Below are 19,196 nucleotides of genomic sequence, written 5' to 3'. Positions count from 1 at the left end.
ATATTGAGAATTATTATCAATATTGTTTGTAATTTGATTTCTTTTTGCTAGAATTGTCACGCAATTTAAGCTTGATTTAATATTTGTAACAAAGGGGATGTCAATGTGTAAGCCGTTATTTCGTACAGTTTTATCCGCAGCCATACTCAGTAGTATGTTCTCAGTGGCTTATGCAGAAGATACGCAGCAAGATGATCAATCTAACCCAGATGCAACCAAACTTGAGAAAATCGTTTTAACGGCAGAAGAGCAGATCAAGCAATCATTGGGTGTGTCTGTGATTACCGCAGACGATTTGGAACGTATGCCGGTGGTCAATGATGTATCAGAATATATTCGTAAAATGCCCGGGGTAAACCTGACTGGAAATAGTTCAACGGGTCAGCGTGGCAATAACCGTCAGATCGATATTCGAGGAATGGGGCCTGAAAATACCTTGATATTAATTGATGGTAAACCAGTCACTTCACGTAATTCAGTGCGTTATGGATGGCGTGGCGAGCGCGATACACGCGGTGATTCAAACTGGGTACCTGCCGATGCAATTGAATCGATTGAAGTAATTCGAGGGCCAGCCGCAGCACGCTATGGCAATGGCGCGATGGGAGGCGTGGTCAATATTAAAACCAAAAAAATTACCAATGAAACGCATGGTTCTGTCGAACTGTTCAGCAATCAGCCTGAAAACAGTAAAGAAGGTGCAACCAATCGTGTGAGTGTTAATTTAAGCGGTCCGATTATCCAAGATGTGCTGTCTTATCGTATTTATGGGAACTTCAATAAAACGGATAATGATGCAGCGGATATTAATCCACTTACCCCAAGTGGTACGCGAGCTGCTGGTCGTGAAGGGGTAGAAAATAAAGATCTGAGCGCTCGATTTGCATGGCAGGCAACCGATCGTCAAACGCTGTTATTGGATTTGGCTTCCAGTCGTCAGGGCAATTTATTTGCTGGTGATTCACAAAATAGTAATGTGGATCCGATCGCAAATGAAATTCTCTCGCAACTGATTGGTAAAGAAACCAATACCATGTGGAAAGACAGCTATGCCATGACCCATGAAGGCAAGTGGGACTGGGGCGATAGCCGTATTATTGCGCAGTTTGATCGAACCAAAAATAAGCGCTTTGTGGAAGGGACTGCGGGTGCATCAGAGGGTCGAATCAACAGTTTGGATAATCGTACCACGTCGACATTAGATACACTGCGCTTAAATGGTGAGGTGAATATTCCACTCGACTTCTATGTGCCTCAAAATTTAACTGTGGGTACAGAATGGGTTGAAGATCGATTTAAAGACCCAGGAAATACCACTCAAGGAACGGGTGAGTATGCGAATTCATTGACTACTGGCGATCGCAGTAAAATGAATTCACGTATTGCATCGGCATATGTGGAAGATAACCTTAAAATGACCGACAGTACCGACTTTGTTTTGGGCTTGCGCTTTGATGATCACAATAAATCTGGCTCAAACTGGAGCCCAAGCTTAAATGTCACACAGCGTTTAGGCGATTACTTCACGCTCAAAGGCGGTATTGCCCGTGCCTATAAAGCACCAAACTTGTATCAAAATGCAGAAGGTTACTTGCTTGCAACTAAGGGGAATGGCTGTCCGATTGGATTAACGCAATGTGTCCTTCAAGGTAATGACGATTTAAAACCTGAAACATCCGTCAATAAAGAGATTGGCATTCAATTCCAAAAAGATAACGTCAATGCCAGCTTGGCTTGGTTCCGTAACGACTATAAAGATAAAATTTCTTCAGGAACCGAAGTGTCACAGCAGGTTGTCATTGGAGCTACCACGTACAATGTTTTGCAGTGGACCAATATTCCTAAAGCATTGGTTCAAGGGCTTGAAGGCAGTGTGACGCTAGATTGGGGAGATATCAGTTGGACCAATAATTTTACCTACATGATGGATTCGGTGAACAAAGAAACTGGCAATCCGCTGTCGGTGATTCCAAATTACACCATCAACTCGATTTTTAATTATAAGATCACCGATAAAGCCGATGTTAACTTTGTCTATACGCAATATGGTCGTCAGAAACCCCGTCAATATGTCGAAACCAATATTGATAATACAGCTGGTTTAGTGACCGAAAGTATCAAAAGTTATGGCATCGCCGGAATGAACATGGGCTATAAATTTACTGATCAGTTCAGTGGCCGTGTGGGGATCAGTAATGTATTTGATGAGGAAAAACTTCGCGATCTTTCAGTGAGTCAAAGTTATAACGAGCCGGGACGAGCGTACTACGCCAGCTTGAAATATCAATTTTAATAAAAAAAGCCGCATTAGCGGCTTTTTTTATAGCTTTAACAGTTGTTGTGTTTCAGCTGCGTAGTAAAACTTTTCTAAGTAATGTCGTGCTCGTGTCGCCAAGTATTGTGTTTCGAGCATTTGACTCAAAATAGGTTTTAAGAGCGCACTTAACTCATGTTCAATCAGCGGTTCATGGATGTTCAGATCTTGAAGCAATTGATCAAAGGTACGTTCCTGATTACGTGCATACCACGCGTAAATACCATCATGCACCTGCTGTTTTAAGTAATCGGTCTGCCGAAGATGTTGCCAGATTTCATGCCCCATCGACACGGTGTTGGGTAAATCTTCAACTTCAATATAGTGGCGTAAAACACTCAGCGGTTGGAGTTTGATCTTGTGCCATAAATTGGCCTGAAAATGATAGAGCTTATCATCGCTAAAATGCTGATTGAGCACACTTTCACTGAGCTGGCTCAGCTTGGAAATATTCTTGTGCAAGTAATTTGAGACAGTTGCATCTAGGTTTGAATCAGTGACCGATTCAAGTACCGATTTGCCCATTTTCATGAACCGTCCTACACCCGGCACTTTTTTGGCCATGAGTGAATTATCCATGTAATCTTGTATCGCATGTTGAATCAACTGGCTCACCATAGCTGAAAACGCGGGATTGTTGGTGACCCGTTTGATTAATGCCTTGCGGTGGTCACTTTTACTGGCGATGTATTGTGCGATACGATCGATGGTGAGCACTGGAATCACATCTTGAATCAGCGTTTGATCATTGAGCGGGTGAATCAGAGCAAAACGAATATGCTCTGCAATTTGATCAATCAAAAACGCCGTTGCAGGGGTATTTAAAATTTGTTTTTCAATCAACTGCTGAATCTGTTCAAATGACCAGATGTGCTGAAGCTGCTGTTGTTTGAACCAATGATAGAAGCTTGAAAACTCTGCTTGAATGGTCTCGGGTGCAGAAAACTCGTGTTGTAAAAATGCCAGATGTGCGTCGATCAATTGTTCAATCACTGGGTGTTTTTGCATGTTCAGCTTAATTTGAAAAGAATGCCTTCATACTAAAAGATATCCGCACAATTTGAAATGACCCTTTTTATGGAATATGGCAAATGATTTATCTATTTCAAATACACAAATTAAAATATCAACCATATAAAAAGTAATTTAAATTCATTTGTTTAGAACTATATTGATTGCAAAATAACAATATATAAATTTGTTGTAAGAGTTGAGATTTTGTCAGTGACTTTCTATAAGGAGCTGATTAAACTTATCTAAATTTTTAGTTGGATGGTAGAACAAAATGTTAACCGCACAAGAAGCATTGGATCGTCTAAAAGCTGGAAATCAGAGATTTATGAAAGGTGAAACCACCAATCATACTCTCGTGAGCCATCAAGAGCGTGCAGAAATGGCAGAAGGCCAAAACCCTTTTGCGATTATTTTAGGCTGTTCAGATTCACGTGTACCGGCTGAAATGGTTTTCGACCAAGGCTTAGGTGATTTGTTCGTGATTCGTGTGGCAGGCAACGTTGTTGCACCATCGCAAGTAGGAAGTGTTGAATTTGCTGCTGAACGATATGATTGTGCAGTGGTTGTGGTACTCGGTCATAGTCATTGCGGTGCGATACAAGCTACTGTAGATACTTTGCTCAATCCAGAAAATCCACCTTCTGACAACCTGATGTCGATTGTAAATCGTGTACGTCCATCAGTTGAAATTTTGCTGCAAACTGATTTAAAACACGATCACAATAAACTTTGTATGCATGCCATTCGTTCAAATGTATTTGCATCAGTCAATCAATTAAGACACGGTTCTGCCGTACTTGAAAACTTGATTGCTAAAGGCAAAATGATTGTCGTGGGTGCAGAATACTCACTTGAGACAGGTGAAGTTAATTTTTTTGATTTCTAAGTCCTGATACGTCGGCAGACGATTGGGCAAAAGGCGTCTTATAAGGCGCCTTTTACGTATGGATATGCCGTTTTGAGTAAAATAGACTGCGCTTTGGCATTTGGATGAATCTGATCTTTTTGCATTAACGTTTTATTGCCCGCAACCCCTTCAAGAAAAAATGGCAAAAGTTTGACCTTATACTTTTGACTGACCACTTTATAATTATTTTCAAACGCCTGACTGTATGCACTGCCGTAATTCGGTGGAATTTTCATTCCAAATAAAACAACTTTGGCTTGAGCAGCTTGACCTTGCTGAACCAGTTTTTCAAGATTCGCACGAATCAACTGAGGGGGTTGGCCGCGAAGTGCATCGTTGCCACCAAGCTCAACAATCATAACTTGCGGTTTGTAGGTTTGCAGCAATTTGGGTAGTCGTGCGAGTGCGCCGCTGGTGGTTTCTCCACTCACACTGGCGTTAATGACTTTATGCTGTTTAGGATCATCCTGATCGAGACGCTTTTGTAAAAGTGCAACCCAGCCCTGTTCAGGATTGATGCCATAACCTGCACTCAAACTATCACCGACCACTAAAATCGTTTTAGCTGAAACCGCAAATGGCATGATGCTAAATGAACCAATAATTAACCATTTTGTCCATTTTCCTTTTAAAAACATGTTATACAGTTGCATAGTAAGTCGTCGATGCTTTCACCAGAGGGGATACTGACCATCATGCCACAACCAATAATTTCTGCCCATCACCTGACACAATCTGTGCAATTTAATAACAATCAGTTAACGATTTTAGATCAGATCAATTTGGAAATTTTTGCTGGGGAACAGGTGGCAATTACAGGTCGTTCTGGCTCTGGAAAATCTACTTTATTGGGAGTGCTGGCAACCCTAGATAGACCTTCTTCGGGTGAGCTATGGGTGTGTGGTCAGGCAGTACATGGGATGTCGGAAGAGCAGCGTGCGACTTTAAGATTAGAGCATATTGGCTTTGTTTTTCAGTCTTTTCAGCTTCTGCCGCATTTGAGCGCACTTGAAAATGTGATGCTACCACTACGCTTACAGGCATCATTTCACTTTAAAGATGCCGAGATGAAAGCACGAGAATGGCTTGCACGCGTGGGGCTTGAGCGTCAAGTTGAGCAAACACCTAAAGTTCTTTCTGGCGGGGAACAGCAGCGCGTTGCCATTGCACGTGCACTCATCGCCGAGCCAAAACTGGTATTTGCCGATGAACCTACAGGCAATCTAGATGGCCAAACCGCAAAAGAGATTGAACATTTATTGTTTAAACTGAATCAGGAGCTCGGGACTACATTGGTGTTGGTGACGCACGATCAAAAACTGGCCAGTCAATGTCAGCGGCATTTTAATCTGGTCGATGGACGTATCAATGAAGAACTGGCAAAGGTGGAGCATGTATGAGTTCACTTTTAAAACCGTTATTGTTGCAAAGTTTACGAACGGGCGGGCTTTATTTATTGATCATTGCCTTATCGTTGGCGATCAGCGCAACCACTGCTTTAAAATTTAGTAACAATCAGGTCAAACAAGCCGTCAATCTACAAGCTGCGCAAATGCTGGCGGCCGATCTGGTGCTTTCCGATCAAGACCCTTTATCAAACCAGTGGTCACAGCGTGCGACACAAGATGGACTCAAACAATCGCGTGTCACGCTGTTTAGTTCAATGGCACGCACCGAGCAAAACTTTGTGATGGTCAATGTAAAAGCAATTGATTCGGCCTTTCCATTACGAGGTGAACTGCGTATTCAGCCGGCACAAAAAACGCCAGCAATAGGGGAGATCTGGCTGAGCACACGGGCTATGGAATTGCTGAAAGTGAAGCTGAACGACACGGTTTATATTGCCGATGGTCAATTCCGTGTGGCAGGCGTCATTGCGCATGATTCCAATCAGGAGCTGGGTTTTTCTGGTTTTTCTCCGACTGTGATCATCAATCAGAATGATGTCGCGAAAACCAATGCCATTCAGGTGGGTAGTCGGATCGAATACCGGTTGCTCCTTGCAGGCCGCCCAGATCAGACCAAACGCTTTGCAGATGAATTTAAGCATCTGCAACAAACGGACAGCAGCAGTGCACAGCAAGCAGATTCTGAAAGTGCAACCACCTTGCGTCTACGTGATGCCACGCAAGGTAATACTCGTTTGGTCAAACCGATTGAAAATCTAGACACCTTTTTGCAACTGGCAAATATTTTAACCATTTTACTCTGCGGGATTGCCATTGCCCTGACCAGTCAGCGCTATGTACAGCAAAACCAAGACCACATCGCGTTGATTCGATGCTTGGGTGCCAGCAAGGCACAGGTTTTATGGGCTTATATGGGGTTGCTCGCGATTGTGAGCTTCATTTCAATTGTACTGGGCAGTGCAATAGGTGTTGGTTTAGGCTTTGGACTACTGCAACTCATGCTCCAGTTAATGCCGCAGTTACAACTGAATTTTTCAGTCTGGGATATCTGGATTGGCCCATTACCAACGGCCATCTTTACCAGCGTGGTGGTTTTGTTCGGATTTATCTTACCGAGTGTGTGGGAGCTGTTAAATACGCCGCCAATTCGGGTGATTCGTCAGGAAGTTCGGTCTAAGCGCTCACTGGCGCTGATGTTTCTTGCCGGTATCATTAGTCTAATTGTGTTCAGTCTGGTGTTGAGTGATAACCTTCAACTGAGCGCACTTATGCTTGCTGCAATTTTACTCTTAAGTTTGTTGCTGTATGGGGTGGTCTGGAGTGTACTTAAGTTCATCAAAGGCCTTAAAAACGGACTTTCAGCCTATGTGCGCTTACCGCATCAGAGTGCAATCCAAATTACGGCTTTGGCGTTAGGAATCAGTCTGATTACGGTGCTGAGTGTCTTACGGGTCGATTTGCTTGAGCGCTGGCAAGAACAATTGCCTGAAGGGACGCCTAATCAATTTGTCTATGGTTTACCGCCATTCGACATGCCGCAGCTACAACAGCAATTAACCCATAACGGTTGGAAAAGCACGCCGCTATACCCGAATATTCGTGGTCGACTGGTGGCTAAAAACGATCGCGCCTTTACGCCCGAACAAGTCAAACAAAACAATGCACTGCGCCGTGAACTGAATTTAACTCAATCACGCACATTCCCAGACGATAATAAAATCGTTTCAGGGGTAACGCGCTTTAATCAAGTCAATCAAGTGTCGGTAGAGGCTAAACTGGCCGAAGAGCTGGGGATTAAAATTGGCGATAAACTGACCTTTCAATTGCCTGAAGGTCCGTTGTCTGCCCGAGTGATTAACCTAAGAACCGTGGAGTGGGAAAGTTTCAGTCCGAATTTCTTCTTTATTTTCTCACCATCGACCATTGATGAGAATTCAGGCAGTTATTTAGGGAGTTTTTATGTTCCCCCGCAAGACAAAGCCAAACTGGTGGGGCTTATTCAGCAATTTAGCAATACCGTCTTTATCGATGTCAGCTTGATCTTGGAAGAAGTCAAACGACTGGTCGGTGTTTTGGTGAAAATTATTACTGTACTTGCCGTATTGGTCGGTATTTCGGGCTTATTGGTGTTAATTGCGTGTTTGAATCTTTTAATGGATGAGCGGCGTCAGGAAGTGGCTGTGTTACGTTCGTTTGGTATTGCCAAAAGCAAGCTCAAACAATTGCTAATGCTTGAAGTCGGATTAATGGGTTTGTTGTCTGGGATTGTGGCATGTTTATTTGCAGAAGTGATTAGTGCAGTTGCCAGTTACAAGATGAACATTGCAGTTCAGTGGCATCCTGAAATCTGGTTGATTTTACCACTCACAATGATGGTGGTCTGTGCCCTGATTGGGCGTTATCGCCTCAGTTATTTATGTGACATTCCGCCACTGCAAAGTCTAAGAGAGCTGAATCAATCTTGATTCAATGGGCCAGCTTATAGATTAAGCTGGCTTTTCATTTGCATCAGAATGTGTTGCCACAGCTCTAAAATAGGCGCCAACAAACTGAGACAGTATTGATAAGCTAAATAGCACAATACACTCCCCGTGGCTAAGCCGACAAGTTTTGCCACTGTGCTCACGGCGAAGCGCTGGCCCACATACCAGATCAGTGCCAATAATGCGCCCATGAGCATCCCCCCAATATGCGCAGCATTATTGATGCCAGTTGCCATGAAACCAAAGGCCAAGTTAATCGCCATAATGATCAATAACGCTTTTTTGTCGAGAATAAAACGTTGCCTCGGCAATGCAGGTAATATGGCCAGTATTGTGAGTGCGCCGCCAAGCCCCATCACCGCGCCAGAGGCACCGGCTCCCACATGGGGTAGTAAACTTGGATCAAAGTTTTCAAGTAGTGCATAACTGTCACGAATGGTGATATAACCACTGAGCAGACTCCCGGCCAGTCCGGCCAGAATATACAGGTCCAGATAATACCCGCGTCCGAGTAGTTGCTCGGCAATGTTGCCAAACACATACAATGCCCACATGTTCAGCATGAGATGAATCAAGCCAAAATGAAAAAACATGCTGGTAAACAGACGAGCCGGTTGCTCAAGATAGGTGAGCGGCGCAAAATCGGCTCCCCAGTAAATGGCATCGGCTGTGGTGGGGTTACTGGCATCTACGCCATGCATGATCTGCCAGACAAATAAACCCACGTTTATCATGATCAGTACAGCTGTAATCCACCAACTGTAGAGGTCAAGTTTACGATTCATCTGAGGTGGTCTTAGATCAGTCATGCTATGCTTTTGTAATCATTCAATAAGAGCGATAAAGTAGCTTAGCATGAAACTACAAACTCTCTGGAGAAAAGCGCTGACATGAAACGTTTTTTTGTACGTGTTATTTTGGCACTTGTCAGTGTTGTACTTCTGGTTCAACTTTGGATTTTTGCAAGTTTAGTATGGTGGCGCACGCAGCCTGTCAATACCAGCATGTTTATGCGCATTGCATCGTGGTCAGAGCCCTCTAAACCGCTTCAACACCATTGGCGTGACTATGACAATATTAGTAATAATTTCAAGCGAGCAGTAGTGGCTGCCGAAGATGGCAAGTTTTTGCAGCACCATGGTTTTGACTGGGATGGTATTCAGTACGCTTTAGAAAAAAATGAAAAATCAGGTGAAGTGGTCAATGGTGGATCGACTATCTCGCAGCAGTTGGCCAAGAATCTATTTTTATTCAATCAGCGTTCTTTTTTGCGCAAGGGCCAAGAAGCGATTGCGACTTGGATGATGGAGCGAATGTGGTCGAAGCAGCGTATTTTAGAAGTGTATATGAACTCGGTTGAATTTGGTGAACATATTTATGGTGTAGAGGCGGCATCTCAATATTACTTTAACCGCAGTGCTAAAAACTTAAGCCGAGAACAAGCTGCGTTTTTGGCTGCCTTACTCCCCAATCCAAAGTACTATCAAAACAATCGAAACGACGCCAAATTTCGTTTTAAACAGCGCTTTACACTAAAATATATGCGCTACAGTCAAATTCCTTAAGAATTGAGATGTGTATTGAATATAAAAAACGTACTTTTAGTGCGTTTTTTTATGTAATTGAAATAATTTTGAAGCATACTAATTCAATCACGAAGCTTTTGTAGATAGGGTTGGCGCATGAATACTGCGATAACAACGACACCAGTAGAATATACTTATAACGATCGATATATTAATCGTGAATTATCCATTTTAGATTTTCATCTTCGGGTTTTAGAGCAGGCGGTTGATCCGCTCCATCCTTTGCTCGAGCGCATGAATTTTTTACTGATTTTTTCACGAAATCTTGACGAGTTTTTTGAAATTCGTGTGGCCGGTATTTTAGAGCAGCTAGATTTGGGTAACGAAAGCCGAAGCCCCGATGGTCTGACGCCTAAACAGGTACTCGAGCAAATTTCACAAACAGCACATGCCGCGATTGAGCGTCAATACCGTATCTTAAATGAAGAAATATTGCCAAAACTACGTGACGAAGATATCTGTTTCTTGCGCCGTGGCGAACTTACCCCTGCACAATCGGCATGGGTGAAAAAATATTTTCAAGAGCAGGTTGCGCCAGTACTCACCCCAATCAGCTTAGACCCTGCACATCCATTTCCGCGTTTGGTCAATAAAAGCCTTAACTTTGTAATTACGCTCGAAGGTAAAGACGCCTTTGGCCGTCAAATTGACTTAGCAGTTGTACCGGCGCCGCGTTCACTACCGCGTGTAGTTCGTTTACCCGACGAGCTTACAGGAGGTAAAGAACATCATGTGATGTTGTCTGCTATTATCCATGAACATGTGTCTGATCTGTTTCCGGGCATGACCGCAACGGGCTGTTATCAATTCCGTGTTACACGAAATGCAGATTTGGCACTCAATGAAGATGTTGAAGATTTGGCTAAAGCACTAAAAGGTGAGCTGAGTTCCCGCCGCTTTGGTCGAGCCGTACGTTTAGAAGTAACAGAAAACTGTCCAAAACATATTTATAACTATCTGCTCGAAGAATTTGATCTGGATGAAGATCAGCTTTATAAGGTGGAAGGTCCAGTCAATTTGGCCCGTTTATTGTCAAACTTCAAACGTCCACATTTGCGTTATGACTCGCACACACCTGTTATTCCAAAGGTGCTTAAAAAGTCTGAGAATGTTTTTGCTGCCATGCAAAAACAGGACATTTTACTGCATCATCCGTTTGAATCGTTTGCACCTGTAATTAATTTATTGCGTGAAGCTGCGCGTGATCCACAGGTTTTGGCAATTAAGCAAACCCTTTATCGTAGTGGTCCTGATTCAGAAATTGTCCAAGTGCTGGTTGAAGCAGCGCGTAACGGTAAAGAAGTAACGGCAGTGATCGAATTGCGTGCGCGCTTTGACGAAGAGTCAAATATTGCGGTGGCAAATGTGTTGCAAGAAGCCGGTGCAGTGGTGGTATATGGCATTGTTGGTTATAAAACCCATGCCAAAATGATTCTGGTGGTACGCCGTGAAAATAACAAGCTGGTACGTTATGTGCACTTAGGCACGGGGAACTACCATGCTGGTAATGCACGGATTTATACCGACTATGGCCTCATGACCACAGACAAAGAGTTGTGTGAAGATGTACATCGCATTTTTCAGGAACTCACTGGTATGGGTAAAATGGCCAAACTGAAAAAGTTGTTGCATGCTCCATTTACCCTACACGCTCAACTCCTCAATTATATTGACGATGAAATTGCCAATGCCAAGGCAGGTAAGCCGGCGCAGATTATTGTCAAGGTCAATGCACTGACCGAAATGCAGCTGATCAATAAATTGTATGAAGCATCACAAGCAGGCGTACAGATCGATTTAATTATTCGTTCGATTTGCTGTTTACGTCCAGGTTTACCGGGGCTGTCGGAAAATATCCGTGTGCGTTCAATTGTAGGCCGTTTCCTTGAGCATACCCGCGTGTATTACTTTAGCAACAATGGTGATGCCCGAATTTACTGTTCAAGTGCAGACTGGATGGATCGTAATTTATTTAATCGTGTTGAAGCATGTTTCCCGATTGAAGACCCAGCGCTGAAAAAGCGAATTTATCAGCAAGGTCTGGTGAATTACCTCAAAGATAATCAGCAAGCATGGTTACTTCAAGGAGATGGGACATGGATACGCGTACAAGCAAAAGAAGGGGAAGAACTGCATAATGCCCAACAAACCCTGATTTCACTATTTGCTTAATTAATCTCTCATAAAAAAAGGAGCCTTAAACGGGCTCCTTTTTTATTTTAACTGGGTGTATTAATCGCTTAATGACGATGTGATACGTTTTAAGATATCTAAAATCACATCAAATTCGCTTTGAAGCGGTGTGCTCTTACGTGTAATCAATGCAAGAACACGACTTGGTGCATTTTCAATTTCTTTCACCATCAAGTCATCGTTAAACTTGAGCATATGCGTATTGATTGCAATTTCTGGCAATAACGTAAAGCCAAGATTTGAAGACACCATTTCTACGAGTGTAGGAAGTGAACTGGCTTTTAAGCGATTGTCATTTTTACGTTCACCAACCGGACAAGCACTGAGTGCATGATCACGTAAGCAATGACCTTCTTCGAGCAGCATCAAACGTGATAAATCGAGGTCATCGAGAGACTGCGCCGAAGACGCATGCTTATCGTGTTTGTTGCAAACCAAGAACAGGTTTTCTTTGGCAATATCGACAACTTTGAGTCCACGCGTATCGAACGGTAGAGCCAGCACCACCATGTCCAAATTGCCGTGTTCAAGACGTTCAACAATTTTTTCACTTTGTGCTTCGTGTAGATGCAACTGAATTTTTGGCAGTTGCTTATGCACTTCTTCAAGTAGTTGCGTCAAGATAAAAGGTGCAATCGTTGGAATAATACCAAGATGAAGATCACCAGTCAGCGGTTCACTCATTTCACGGCTCAGTCGCATCAGATCTTGAGCATCTGCTAACAGGACTCGGGCGCGTGCAACGACTTGTTCCCCTAAAGGTGTTAAACGCACGTTTTGACGATCTCGTTCAACCAGTACGCCACCAAGCAAGCGTTCTAATTCCATGATACCGCCAGACAGTGTCGATTGAGTGACAAACGAGCGGCGTGCTGCTTCAGTGAAGTGCAATGTTTCCGACAGTGTTACTAAATATGACAGCTGTCTTAGGGAGGGTAATGCAGCCATAATGTCCTAATGCTTATGATCTAAAGTGATTCGCAATTAAGTGACTAAGCTGAGGAATAAAATGGGGCGGAATATCGTGTCCCATTCCATCAATTAATTCAAACTTAGCGCCTTTAATTGCTTTTGCAACAGCCTTACCATGACTAGGAGGTAATAACCGATCTTTCGAGCCGTGTACCACAAGGGTGGGCTGAGTAATCTGTTTGTCTAGTTGTAGTAAGGACCCCGTACATAATATTGCTAAAAACTGTTGAAGTACACCCGCAGGATGATAACTTCGTTGATACAGTTTACGCGCAGTCTGTATTGCTTCGACCTGATTCACATATCCCGGTGATCCAATAATTTCGAATAATCTCAGACTATGATTAATAATACCATCTTCATCGGTGCTTTTGGGCTTACCAATTAGACTAAATAGTTGTTTTGGAAATGGAGGCGGTAATAGAGGCTGATTATTGCTGGTAAACATCAGGACCAACTTTTCAACTTTCTCAGGATATTTGGCAGATAAAATCTGTGCAATCATGCCACCCATTGATGCGCCGACTACATGCACCCGATCTAGATGCATGGCTTCGATGAGCAGGGCAACATCTTCAGCCATATCATATAAAGTGTAAGGTGCACCTTGATTTTCAAGCCCGAGTGCAAAACGCCCCATGAGCTTAAGGGTATTTAGCCGTTTGCCTTTATTGCGAATTTTAGAGGACAGACCAATATCTCGGTTGTCAAAGCGAATCACGTAAAAGCCCTGATCGATAAGGGATTTACAGAAAAAATCGGGCCAGAATAGCATCTGGGCGCCTAAGCCCATGATTAACAGTAGGGGAGGATGAGCCGGATTACCACCCACCTCAACATGCAATTCCAAGTCGTTACTGAGTTTGACTTTGGTTTCATGCATAAAGGCGGTATACGGCGAAGCGCTAAACTGCAAAGCACGATTCATGTTTATTTCCGTAAAGAAAGGACATTCCCCTGAATGCCCTGATAATAAAAATCTAAGCCTGTGCAGGCATTAAGTCAGGTACCAATTTGGTTAAGCTTAGGCGTTGTTTACCAGCAGTTGCTCCAAGCAGAACAAAACCACGTAACGTTTCTGAGCTATCCAACGCTTTAGCGAGCATACCGTCTTCAAAGGTTTCAGTTTCCCAATTCACGTCTACGTCGACTGGCGCAGGTAAAACGGTTAGCGGTGCAGCTGGTGTTTTCACCGCCACAGGCATGGCTGGATAATGCACTTGCGTGGTCTCGCCGTTGAGGGTTTTGGCCAGTGCGCGTGCTTGTTGCATAATCGGCATGACATAAGGCAAGAGCGTCCCATTGACCTCAGCACAGTCTCCAATGGCATAAATATCCGTTTGATTGGTCTCAAGCAAACTGTTGGTTAAGATGCCACGGCTAGTGGTCACTCCCGCCTGTTTGGCTAAATCGATATTGGGCTGTAAACCAATTGCGGAAAGTACAACGTCGGCAAGCAACGTTTGTCCATTGGCGAGAGTTACCATATAGTCTTGATTGTCATTCGTTTTTGAAACTTTCTCAACGGTGGTCGAAAGAACAAACTGAATACCGCTCGCTTCAAGCTTACTCTGAAATGCTTCAGCTACATGTGCAGGTAACAAACGGCCCAATGGACGTGCAGAAAGATCAATCACGGTAACGTGATGCCCCGTATGCTGTAAGTCATTGGCAAACTCACAGCCAATGAGTCCTGCACCTAAAATGACCACACGTTTATCATCACGCTCTGCAAGGCGTTCTCGAAAAGCCCGGTAATCAATCAATGAATTGACCACATGAATATCATCGCTTGCATCACCACCAATCGCCAGACGGATTGGATTGGCACCTACGGCTAAGATCAGTTTGGAATAGGGTTGTTGGCGTGTTTGTCCGTTGTGTTCTAAAGTCAGTTCATGTTGATCTGGATCTATGGCTGTTACAACGGTATCGGACAAAATGTCCATCGAAAGCTGAGCACTCATTTTCGCTGCATCACCTAACGGAATTTGTTCAGGTGCCTTGTTACCTGCTAAGGCATTCGATAAGGTTGGTTTGGCGTAATTGACTGCATCATCCGCACTAATCATGACCAATGCCTGTTCAGGATTTAACTTGCGAAACTCACGAGCAAGGGTATAACCCGCCATGCCTGATCCAATGATGACGATAGGATGCATTCTTTTTCTCCAAAACTTAATAAAACAGATTCAATCAAAAAGACCATGTAAACGGACATGGTCTTTTAAAATAAATAATCAAACTTCGATCATTTCAAAATCGACTTTTGAAACGCCGCAGTCTGGGCAGGTCCAGTCGTCAGGAATGTCATCCCACTTGGTTCCTGGTGCAATGCCGTCTTGTGGCCAGCCTTCAGCTTCGTCGTAAATCCACCCACAAACGATGCATTGATATTTTTTCATTTGATTCTCCAACCTGATAAGTTCGCGTCAGCTGCCTTTCAGTAAAACAATTCCATATGATCTAATCATGACTTTGAATATAAACATTACCGGTGTTCATATTGGCTTAGATTCTTGCGCAGTTCGACATCTAAGTAAAGTGAATACACGAGTTTAATCTTTCATAATAAAAGTAAAATGGCTGATCAGGACAAAACTGATGTTATTTGGGCAATTCCACCTTTTATCAGGCGGATTTGTTTGGTTTTTATTCGTTACGTTTGTCTATTTCTTTAGCGTAAAGGCTGGAAATACTCGTTTTTAATATGTTCAATGAGCGTATTGAGTTTCGCTGGATGTTCTAAACGATGATGTCCGCCTTCAATGGCATCGACCAACATATAATCTTCGAGCAAATTTTTAATTTCATACATGTCGAGCGTTTCATCTCCAAGCTCTAAATAGGCAATTTTGGGGTTGTCGTTATCGAGTTCTTGTAGAGCCAGCGCTGGATAATCTTCACGAAAGCTCGGCGCAATGCTCGGATTGGCCACAATTGCAGGAAGCTTAAACTGCGAAGACAGTTTTAAGGCCCAGTAGCCGCCCAAATTGTGTCCGACCAATACGTCAGGCTTGATTGTCAGCACAATGTTCTGATAAAAGTCCGCAACAGTTTCATAGTTCAGATTACGGTAGTCAATCGTAATACAGAACTTATTGTCGCTTTGAATGGCATGGAATTTTGTCGATTCACGCGAAGAATCTAGGCCATGCATAAATAAAATTTTTAAACGCGGTAACATCATTATGATTATATAGACTCATGCTAACGAAAGAGATTTCAAGGCATTGGATCTATCCAGACCTGATCGAATAATCATTAGTTTACCGAGTGATGTTTCAAATTTATCTTAGCGTTTGGTCTAAGATTTACGCGATTTTTCAACAAAAATGTAAGCGAAAATAACTTTTTTCATGTGCGGGCGTAAAGAAGACATACGAAATTGTAACGAGTTCTGTTAAGCTATACGACTTCATTTTTTTATCTTATCGAGGCAGAGATGACGCAACCAAACGTTCAATCGACTTCCGAACCTATTATTTCCGAAAACGATTTAATTGCACAGCGTCATGCCAAGTTAAAACAGATTCAAGACAATGCCAAGGCATCTGGCAAAAGTGTCTGGCCAAATACTTTCAAACGTGAGCACTATGCGGCTGACTTGCAAGAACAGTTTAAAGATTTAGACAAAGCGCAGATTGAAGGCGCCGAAAAGACCTACGTTAAAGTTGCGGGTCGTGTCATGCTTAATCGTGGCTCGTTCATGGTGATTCAAGACATGACGGGTCGTATCCAGCTTTATGTCGACCGCAAAGGCTTGCCGCAAGAAACCTTAGATACCATTAAGAGCAACCTTGATCTTGGCGATATTATTGCAGCTGAAGGTTATATTGGTCGTTCTGGTAAAGGTGATTTGTATGTTCACCTTGAAGGTTTTGAGCTATTGACCAAATCACTTCGTCCTTTACCAGACAAATTTCACGGTCTGACCGATACCGAAGCGAAATATCGCAAGCGTTATCTCGACCTGATTGTCAATGAAGAAACGCGTAAGACCTTTGAAATCCGTGCCAAAGTGGTTGCAGGCATTCGTGCCTTCTTAACCAATGAGCGTTTTATGGAAGTCGAAACGCCAATGATGCATGTAATTCCGGGTGGCGCTTCAGCACAACCTTTTGTTACGCATCACAATGCACTCGATATGGAGCTTTATTTACGTATTGCACCAGAGCTGTATTTAAAACGTTTGGTGGTGGGCGGATTCGAGCGTGTGTTTGAAATTAACCGTAACTTCCGTAACGAAGGAGTTTCGACGCGTCATAATCCTGAATTTACCATGATCGAGTTTTATCAGGCTTATGCAGATTATAAAGACCTGATGCAATTAACCGAAAACATGCTGGAAAAACTGGCGCTAGATATTTTGGGTAGCACCGATGTGCCGTATGGCGAAGAAGTGTTTAGCTTTAAAGGTCCATTTAAAAAGATTTCAATGTTTGATGCGATTTTGGAGCACAATCCACAATTCACAGCTGAAAATGTTGGGGATCGCGAGTTCTTGGCTCAATTTGTAAAAGATGAGTTAAAAGAACAGGTGAAGCCAAGTTTTGGTTTAGGTAAATTGCAAACGATTGTGTTTGAAGAAACAGTGGAAACACAGTTGCGTCAACCAACCTTTATTACCGAATATCCAGCTGAAACGTCGCCTTTGGCTCGTCGTAATGATGATAATCCGCATATTACAGACCGCTTCGAGTTCTTTATCGGGGGGCGTGAGCTGGCGAATGGTTTCTCTGAGTTAAATGATCCAATTGATCAGGCAGAGCGTTTCTTGGCACAAGTTGCAGAAAAAGACGCGGGTGATGATGAAGCGATGCATTACGATGCAGACTTTATTGAAGCACTTGAATATGGTTTACCGCCAACCGCAGGTCAGGGAATCGGTATTGACCGTTTGGTGATGTTGTTTGCCAATGCACCAAGTATCCGTGACGTCTTATTGTTCCCGCATATGCGCCGTAAAGATGCCTAAGCGTTTTTCTGCGTAGCAAAAAAAAGAGTTTCTTTGTAGAAACTCTTTTTTTTTCAACTTACTTTTTCATGGCTTGCATATAGCGTTCATTCACTTTATTCCAGTTCACCACAGACCAAAACGCTTTAATATAGTCGGCACGTCGGTTTTGGTATTTCAAGTAATAGGCATGTTCCCATACGTCAAGTCCCAACAAAGGTTGACCCTTGGTTTCGGTCAGATCCATCAATGGATTGTCCTGATTTGGTGTTGATGTAATCGCCAGCTTTCCTTCTGTGGTCACAATCAGCCATGCCCAGCCTGATCCAAAACGTCCGGTTGCAGCTTCATTGAATTTTTGTTTGAAGGCGTCCATAGAGCCAAAATCTTGAGTGATCTGTTTGGTTAAAGCCGCACTGGGTTGTCCTGTTTTATTGGCAGGTGCAAGGCTCTCCCAAAAAAAGGTGTGGTTAAAATGTCCGCCACCATTATTACGTACCGCCGTATTGTATTTTGAAATCTGCTTTTGTAACTGAACCGGATCCATTTTATCCAGTTCTGGATAGGTTTTGATTTGAGCATTTAAGTTGTCTACATACGCTTTATGGTGCTTGCCGTAATGTAGCTCCATGGTTTGCTGATCAATAGCAGGTTGTAGCGCATTGGTCGCATATGGCAAAGGTGCTTGTTTGAATTCTGCCCAAGCAGAAACACTCATGACTGAACCAGCAATAACTAAAAGTGTTGTTTTCAATGTATTTTTCATGAACGGTGAAATCCTTGAATGATCTTGTTTTCACTTTGCATATTAGCGGGTTTGAAAAATGAAATGATTATTGGTTACATTTATACAGCAAAGATTTCAGCTAAAATTAAGCTTATGATCAATTTAAATCTGGCGCTGTATCTTTTGTGTGACGCCGCATGAATATTGTGTAGCTCGGGGTTTTATTTTTTAAACCAATCACCATGATCTTAAGCATAATTTTTGTTGTCATAACTTCTCGTTTAAAGCTGAAATATGTCTCATGCTGATATGCTTATCAATAAAATCGGGTAGGCAGCAGAATAGGGCTACGGCATAATAGGTTTTTTTAATCTGCATAGTGGTTTAAGCTCAAAATTGCATGTTGTATATGATGAATTTAGATATGTTTATGAAAAAACATGCAAAGCAAAAGCTTTTTACATCACTATAATGAATATCTATTCCCAGATCTAGCATAAAGCCAATCTGGTTGGTTCTGTTGATATTTATAAACTGGAGTTGTTATGGCACTCGTTCCTCCATATGGTGGCGCAAGTAGTGGCGAAAAACTACTATGCGACGTGATGAATAAATCGGACTGGAAAGGTGGTGC

16 protein-coding genes are annotated in these 19,196 nt (G+C 42.9%); 7 read left to right on the top strand and 9 right to left on the bottom strand.

Going from position 1 to position 19,196, the window contains the following annotated elements; genetic code table 11:
- The first annotated feature begins 103 nt into the window (after positions 1-103).
- Positions 104-2,293 (top strand): TonB-dependent siderophore receptor, encoded by a 2,190-nt coding sequence (locus tag Aso01_RS05305; protein ID WP_004936029.1) that lies wholly within the window; start codon positions 104-106, stop codon positions 2,291-2,293.
- Between the two features lie 27 nt (positions 2,294-2,320).
- Here the strand turns inward: Aso01_RS05305 and Aso01_RS05300 are convergent, their stop codons facing one another.
- A complete protein-coding gene (locus tag Aso01_RS05300) occupies positions 2,321-3,322 on the bottom strand; it encodes a hypothetical protein (RefSeq protein ID WP_004936031.1) in 1,002 nt (333 codons plus the stop codon).
- A 277-nt stretch (positions 3,323-3,599) separates the two neighbouring features.
- Here Aso01_RS05300 and Aso01_RS05295 point away from each other — a divergent pair, with 277 nt between their 5' ends.
- Positions 3,600-4,214, top strand: coding sequence for a carbonic anhydrase (locus Aso01_RS05295; RefSeq protein WP_004936033.1), 615 nt, complete (start codon positions 3,600-3,602; stop codon positions 4,212-4,214).
- A gap of 38 nt (positions 4,215-4,252) precedes the next feature.
- Here the strand turns inward: Aso01_RS05295 and Aso01_RS05290 are convergent, their stop codons facing one another.
- A complete protein-coding gene (locus Aso01_RS05290; protein WP_171063745.1) occupies positions 4,253-4,882 on the bottom strand; it encodes an arylesterase in 630 nt (209 codons plus the stop codon).
- Positions 4,883-4,930: 48 nt separating this feature from the next.
- Between Aso01_RS05290 and Aso01_RS05285 the strand changes: the two genes are divergently transcribed.
- Together Aso01_RS05285 and Aso01_RS05280 are read left to right on the top strand one after the other, a co-directional pair.
- Entirely contained in the window at positions 4,931-5,635 is a 705-nt protein-coding gene (locus Aso01_RS05285; protein ID WP_004936041.1) for an ABC transporter ATP-binding protein, read from the top strand.
- The gene (locus Aso01_RS05280) at positions 5,632-8,109 is read left to right on the top strand and encodes an ABC transporter permease (RefSeq protein ID WP_004936044.1); all 2,478 of its coding nucleotides are present in this window, start codon (positions 5,632-5,634) and stop codon (positions 8,107-8,109) included. The genes Aso01_RS05285 and Aso01_RS05280 overlap by 4 nt, the downstream gene beginning before the upstream one ends.
- A 14-nt stretch (positions 8,110-8,123) precedes the next feature.
- Here Aso01_RS05280 and Aso01_RS05275 read toward each other — a convergent pair whose 3' ends face one another.
- Positions 8,124-8,936, bottom strand: coding sequence for a rhomboid family intramembrane serine protease (locus tag Aso01_RS05275; protein ID WP_004936049.1), 813 nt, complete (start codon positions 8,934-8,936; stop codon positions 8,124-8,126).
- Between the two features lie 81 nt (positions 8,937-9,017).
- On the opposite strand from Aso01_RS05275, the gene mtgA reads away from it, so the two are divergent.
- Positions 9,018-9,692 (top strand): monofunctional biosynthetic peptidoglycan transglycosylase, encoded by a 675-nt coding sequence (gene mtgA, locus Aso01_RS05270; RefSeq protein WP_004936051.1) that lies wholly within the window; start codon positions 9,018-9,020, stop codon positions 9,690-9,692.
- 117 nt (positions 9,693-9,809) lie between these two features.
- A complete protein-coding gene (gene ppk1, locus Aso01_RS05265) occupies positions 9,810-11,885 on the top strand; it encodes a polyphosphate kinase 1 (protein ID WP_004936054.1) in 2,076 nt (691 codons plus the stop codon).
- Positions 11,886-11,945: 60 nt separating this feature from the next.
- Here ppk1 and oxyR read toward each other — a convergent pair whose 3' ends face one another.
- The 5 genes from oxyR to Aso01_RS05240 all read right to left on the bottom strand — a co-directional run bounded on the left by oxyR (position 11,946) and on the right by Aso01_RS05240 (position 16,068).
- Positions 11,946-12,854 (bottom strand): LysR family transcriptional regulator OxyR, encoded by a 909-nt coding sequence (oxyR, locus tag Aso01_RS05260; protein WP_004936057.1) that lies wholly within the window; start codon positions 12,852-12,854, stop codon positions 11,946-11,948.
- Positions 12,855-12,867: 13 nt separating this feature from the next.
- The gene (gene estB / locus Aso01_RS05255) at positions 12,868-13,806 is read right to left on the bottom strand and encodes an esterase EstB (RefSeq protein WP_004936062.1); all 939 of its coding nucleotides are present in this window, start codon (positions 13,804-13,806) and stop codon (positions 12,868-12,870) included.
- 52 nt (positions 13,807-13,858) lie between these two features.
- Entirely contained in the window at positions 13,859-15,040 is a 1,182-nt protein-coding gene (gene rubB, locus Aso01_RS05250) for a rubredoxin reductase RubB (RefSeq protein WP_004936067.1), read from the bottom strand.
- 78 nt (positions 15,041-15,118) lie between these two features.
- Positions 15,119-15,283 (bottom strand): rubredoxin RubA, encoded by a 165-nt coding sequence (gene rubA / locus Aso01_RS05245; protein ID WP_004936070.1) that lies wholly within the window; start codon positions 15,281-15,283, stop codon positions 15,119-15,121.
- Positions 15,284-15,555: 272 nt separating this feature from the next.
- Positions 15,556-16,068: a YqiA/YcfP family alpha/beta fold hydrolase gene (locus Aso01_RS05240; RefSeq protein ID WP_004936072.1), complete on the bottom strand. Its 513-nt coding sequence runs from the start codon at positions 16,066-16,068 to the stop codon at positions 15,556-15,558.
- Positions 16,069-16,323: 255 nt separating this feature from the next.
- Here Aso01_RS05240 and lysS point away from each other — a divergent pair, with 255 nt between their 5' ends.
- The gene (gene lysS, locus Aso01_RS05235) at positions 16,324-17,856 is read left to right on the top strand and encodes a lysine--tRNA ligase (RefSeq protein ID WP_004936075.1); all 1,533 of its coding nucleotides are present in this window, start codon (positions 16,324-16,326) and stop codon (positions 17,854-17,856) included.
- A 58-nt stretch (positions 17,857-17,914) separates the two neighbouring features.
- Here lysS and Aso01_RS05230 read toward each other — a convergent pair whose 3' ends face one another.
- The gene (locus tag Aso01_RS05230; RefSeq protein ID WP_004936078.1) at positions 17,915-18,601 is read right to left on the bottom strand and encodes a superoxide dismutase; all 687 of its coding nucleotides are present in this window, start codon (positions 18,599-18,601) and stop codon (positions 17,915-17,917) included.
- Between the last annotated feature and the right edge of the window lie 595 nt (positions 18,602-19,196).

The organism is Acinetobacter soli (genome assembly GCF_000760595.1).
GTDB lineage: Bacteria > Pseudomonadota > Gammaproteobacteria > Pseudomonadales > Moraxellaceae > Acinetobacter > Acinetobacter soli.
This window is presented reverse-complemented; position numbering and strand designations above follow the sequence as displayed.

Excerpts from the sequence above, each read along its gene's own strand:
- Aso01_RS05280 (WP_004936044.1), top strand. The coding sequence starts at position 5,632 with ATGAGTTCACTTTTAAAACCGTTATTGTTGCAAAGTTTACGAACGGGC.
- Aso01_RS05275 (WP_004936049.1), bottom strand. The coding sequence starts at position 8,936 with ATGACTGATCTAAGACCACCTCAGATGAATCGTAAACTTGACCTCTAC.
- Aso01_RS05240 (WP_004936072.1), bottom strand. The coding sequence starts at position 16,068 with ATGATGTTACCGCGTTTAAAAATTTTATTTATGCATGGCCTAGATTCT.
- Aso01_RS05300 (WP_004936031.1), bottom strand. The coding sequence starts at position 3,322 with ATGCAAAAACACCCAGTGATTGAACAATTGATCGACGCACATCTGGCA.
- rubA (WP_004936070.1), bottom strand. The coding sequence starts at position 15,283 with ATGAAAAAATATCAATGCATCGTTTGTGGGTGGATTTACGACGAAGCT.
- oxyR (WP_004936057.1), bottom strand. The coding sequence starts at position 12,854 with ATGGCTGCATTACCCTCCCTAAGACAGCTGTCATATTTAGTAACACTG.
- Aso01_RS05305 (WP_004936029.1), top strand. The coding sequence starts at position 104 with ATGTGTAAGCCGTTATTTCGTACAGTTTTATCCGCAGCCATACTCAGT.
- ppk1 (WP_004936054.1), top strand. The coding sequence starts at position 9,810 with ATGAATACTGCGATAACAACGACACCAGTAGAATATACTTATAACGAT.
- rubB (WP_004936067.1), bottom strand. The coding sequence starts at position 15,040 with ATGCATCCTATCGTCATCATTGGATCAGGCATGGCGGGTTATACCCTT.
- estB (WP_004936062.1), bottom strand. The coding sequence starts at position 13,806 with ATGAATCGTGCTTTGCAGTTTAGCGCTTCGCCGTATACCGCCTTTATG.
- Aso01_RS05295 (WP_004936033.1), top strand. The coding sequence starts at position 3,600 with ATGTTAACCGCACAAGAAGCATTGGATCGTCTAAAAGCTGGAAATCAG.
- Aso01_RS05230 (WP_004936078.1), bottom strand. The coding sequence starts at position 18,601 with ATGAAAAATACATTGAAAACAACACTTTTAGTTATTGCTGGTTCAGTC.
- lysS (WP_004936075.1), top strand. The coding sequence starts at position 16,324 with ATGACGCAACCAAACGTTCAATCGACTTCCGAACCTATTATTTCCGAA.
- mtgA (WP_004936051.1), top strand. The coding sequence starts at position 9,018 with ATGAAACGTTTTTTTGTACGTGTTATTTTGGCACTTGTCAGTGTTGTA.
- Aso01_RS05285 (WP_004936041.1), top strand. The coding sequence starts at position 4,931 with ATGCCACAACCAATAATTTCTGCCCATCACCTGACACAATCTGTGCAA.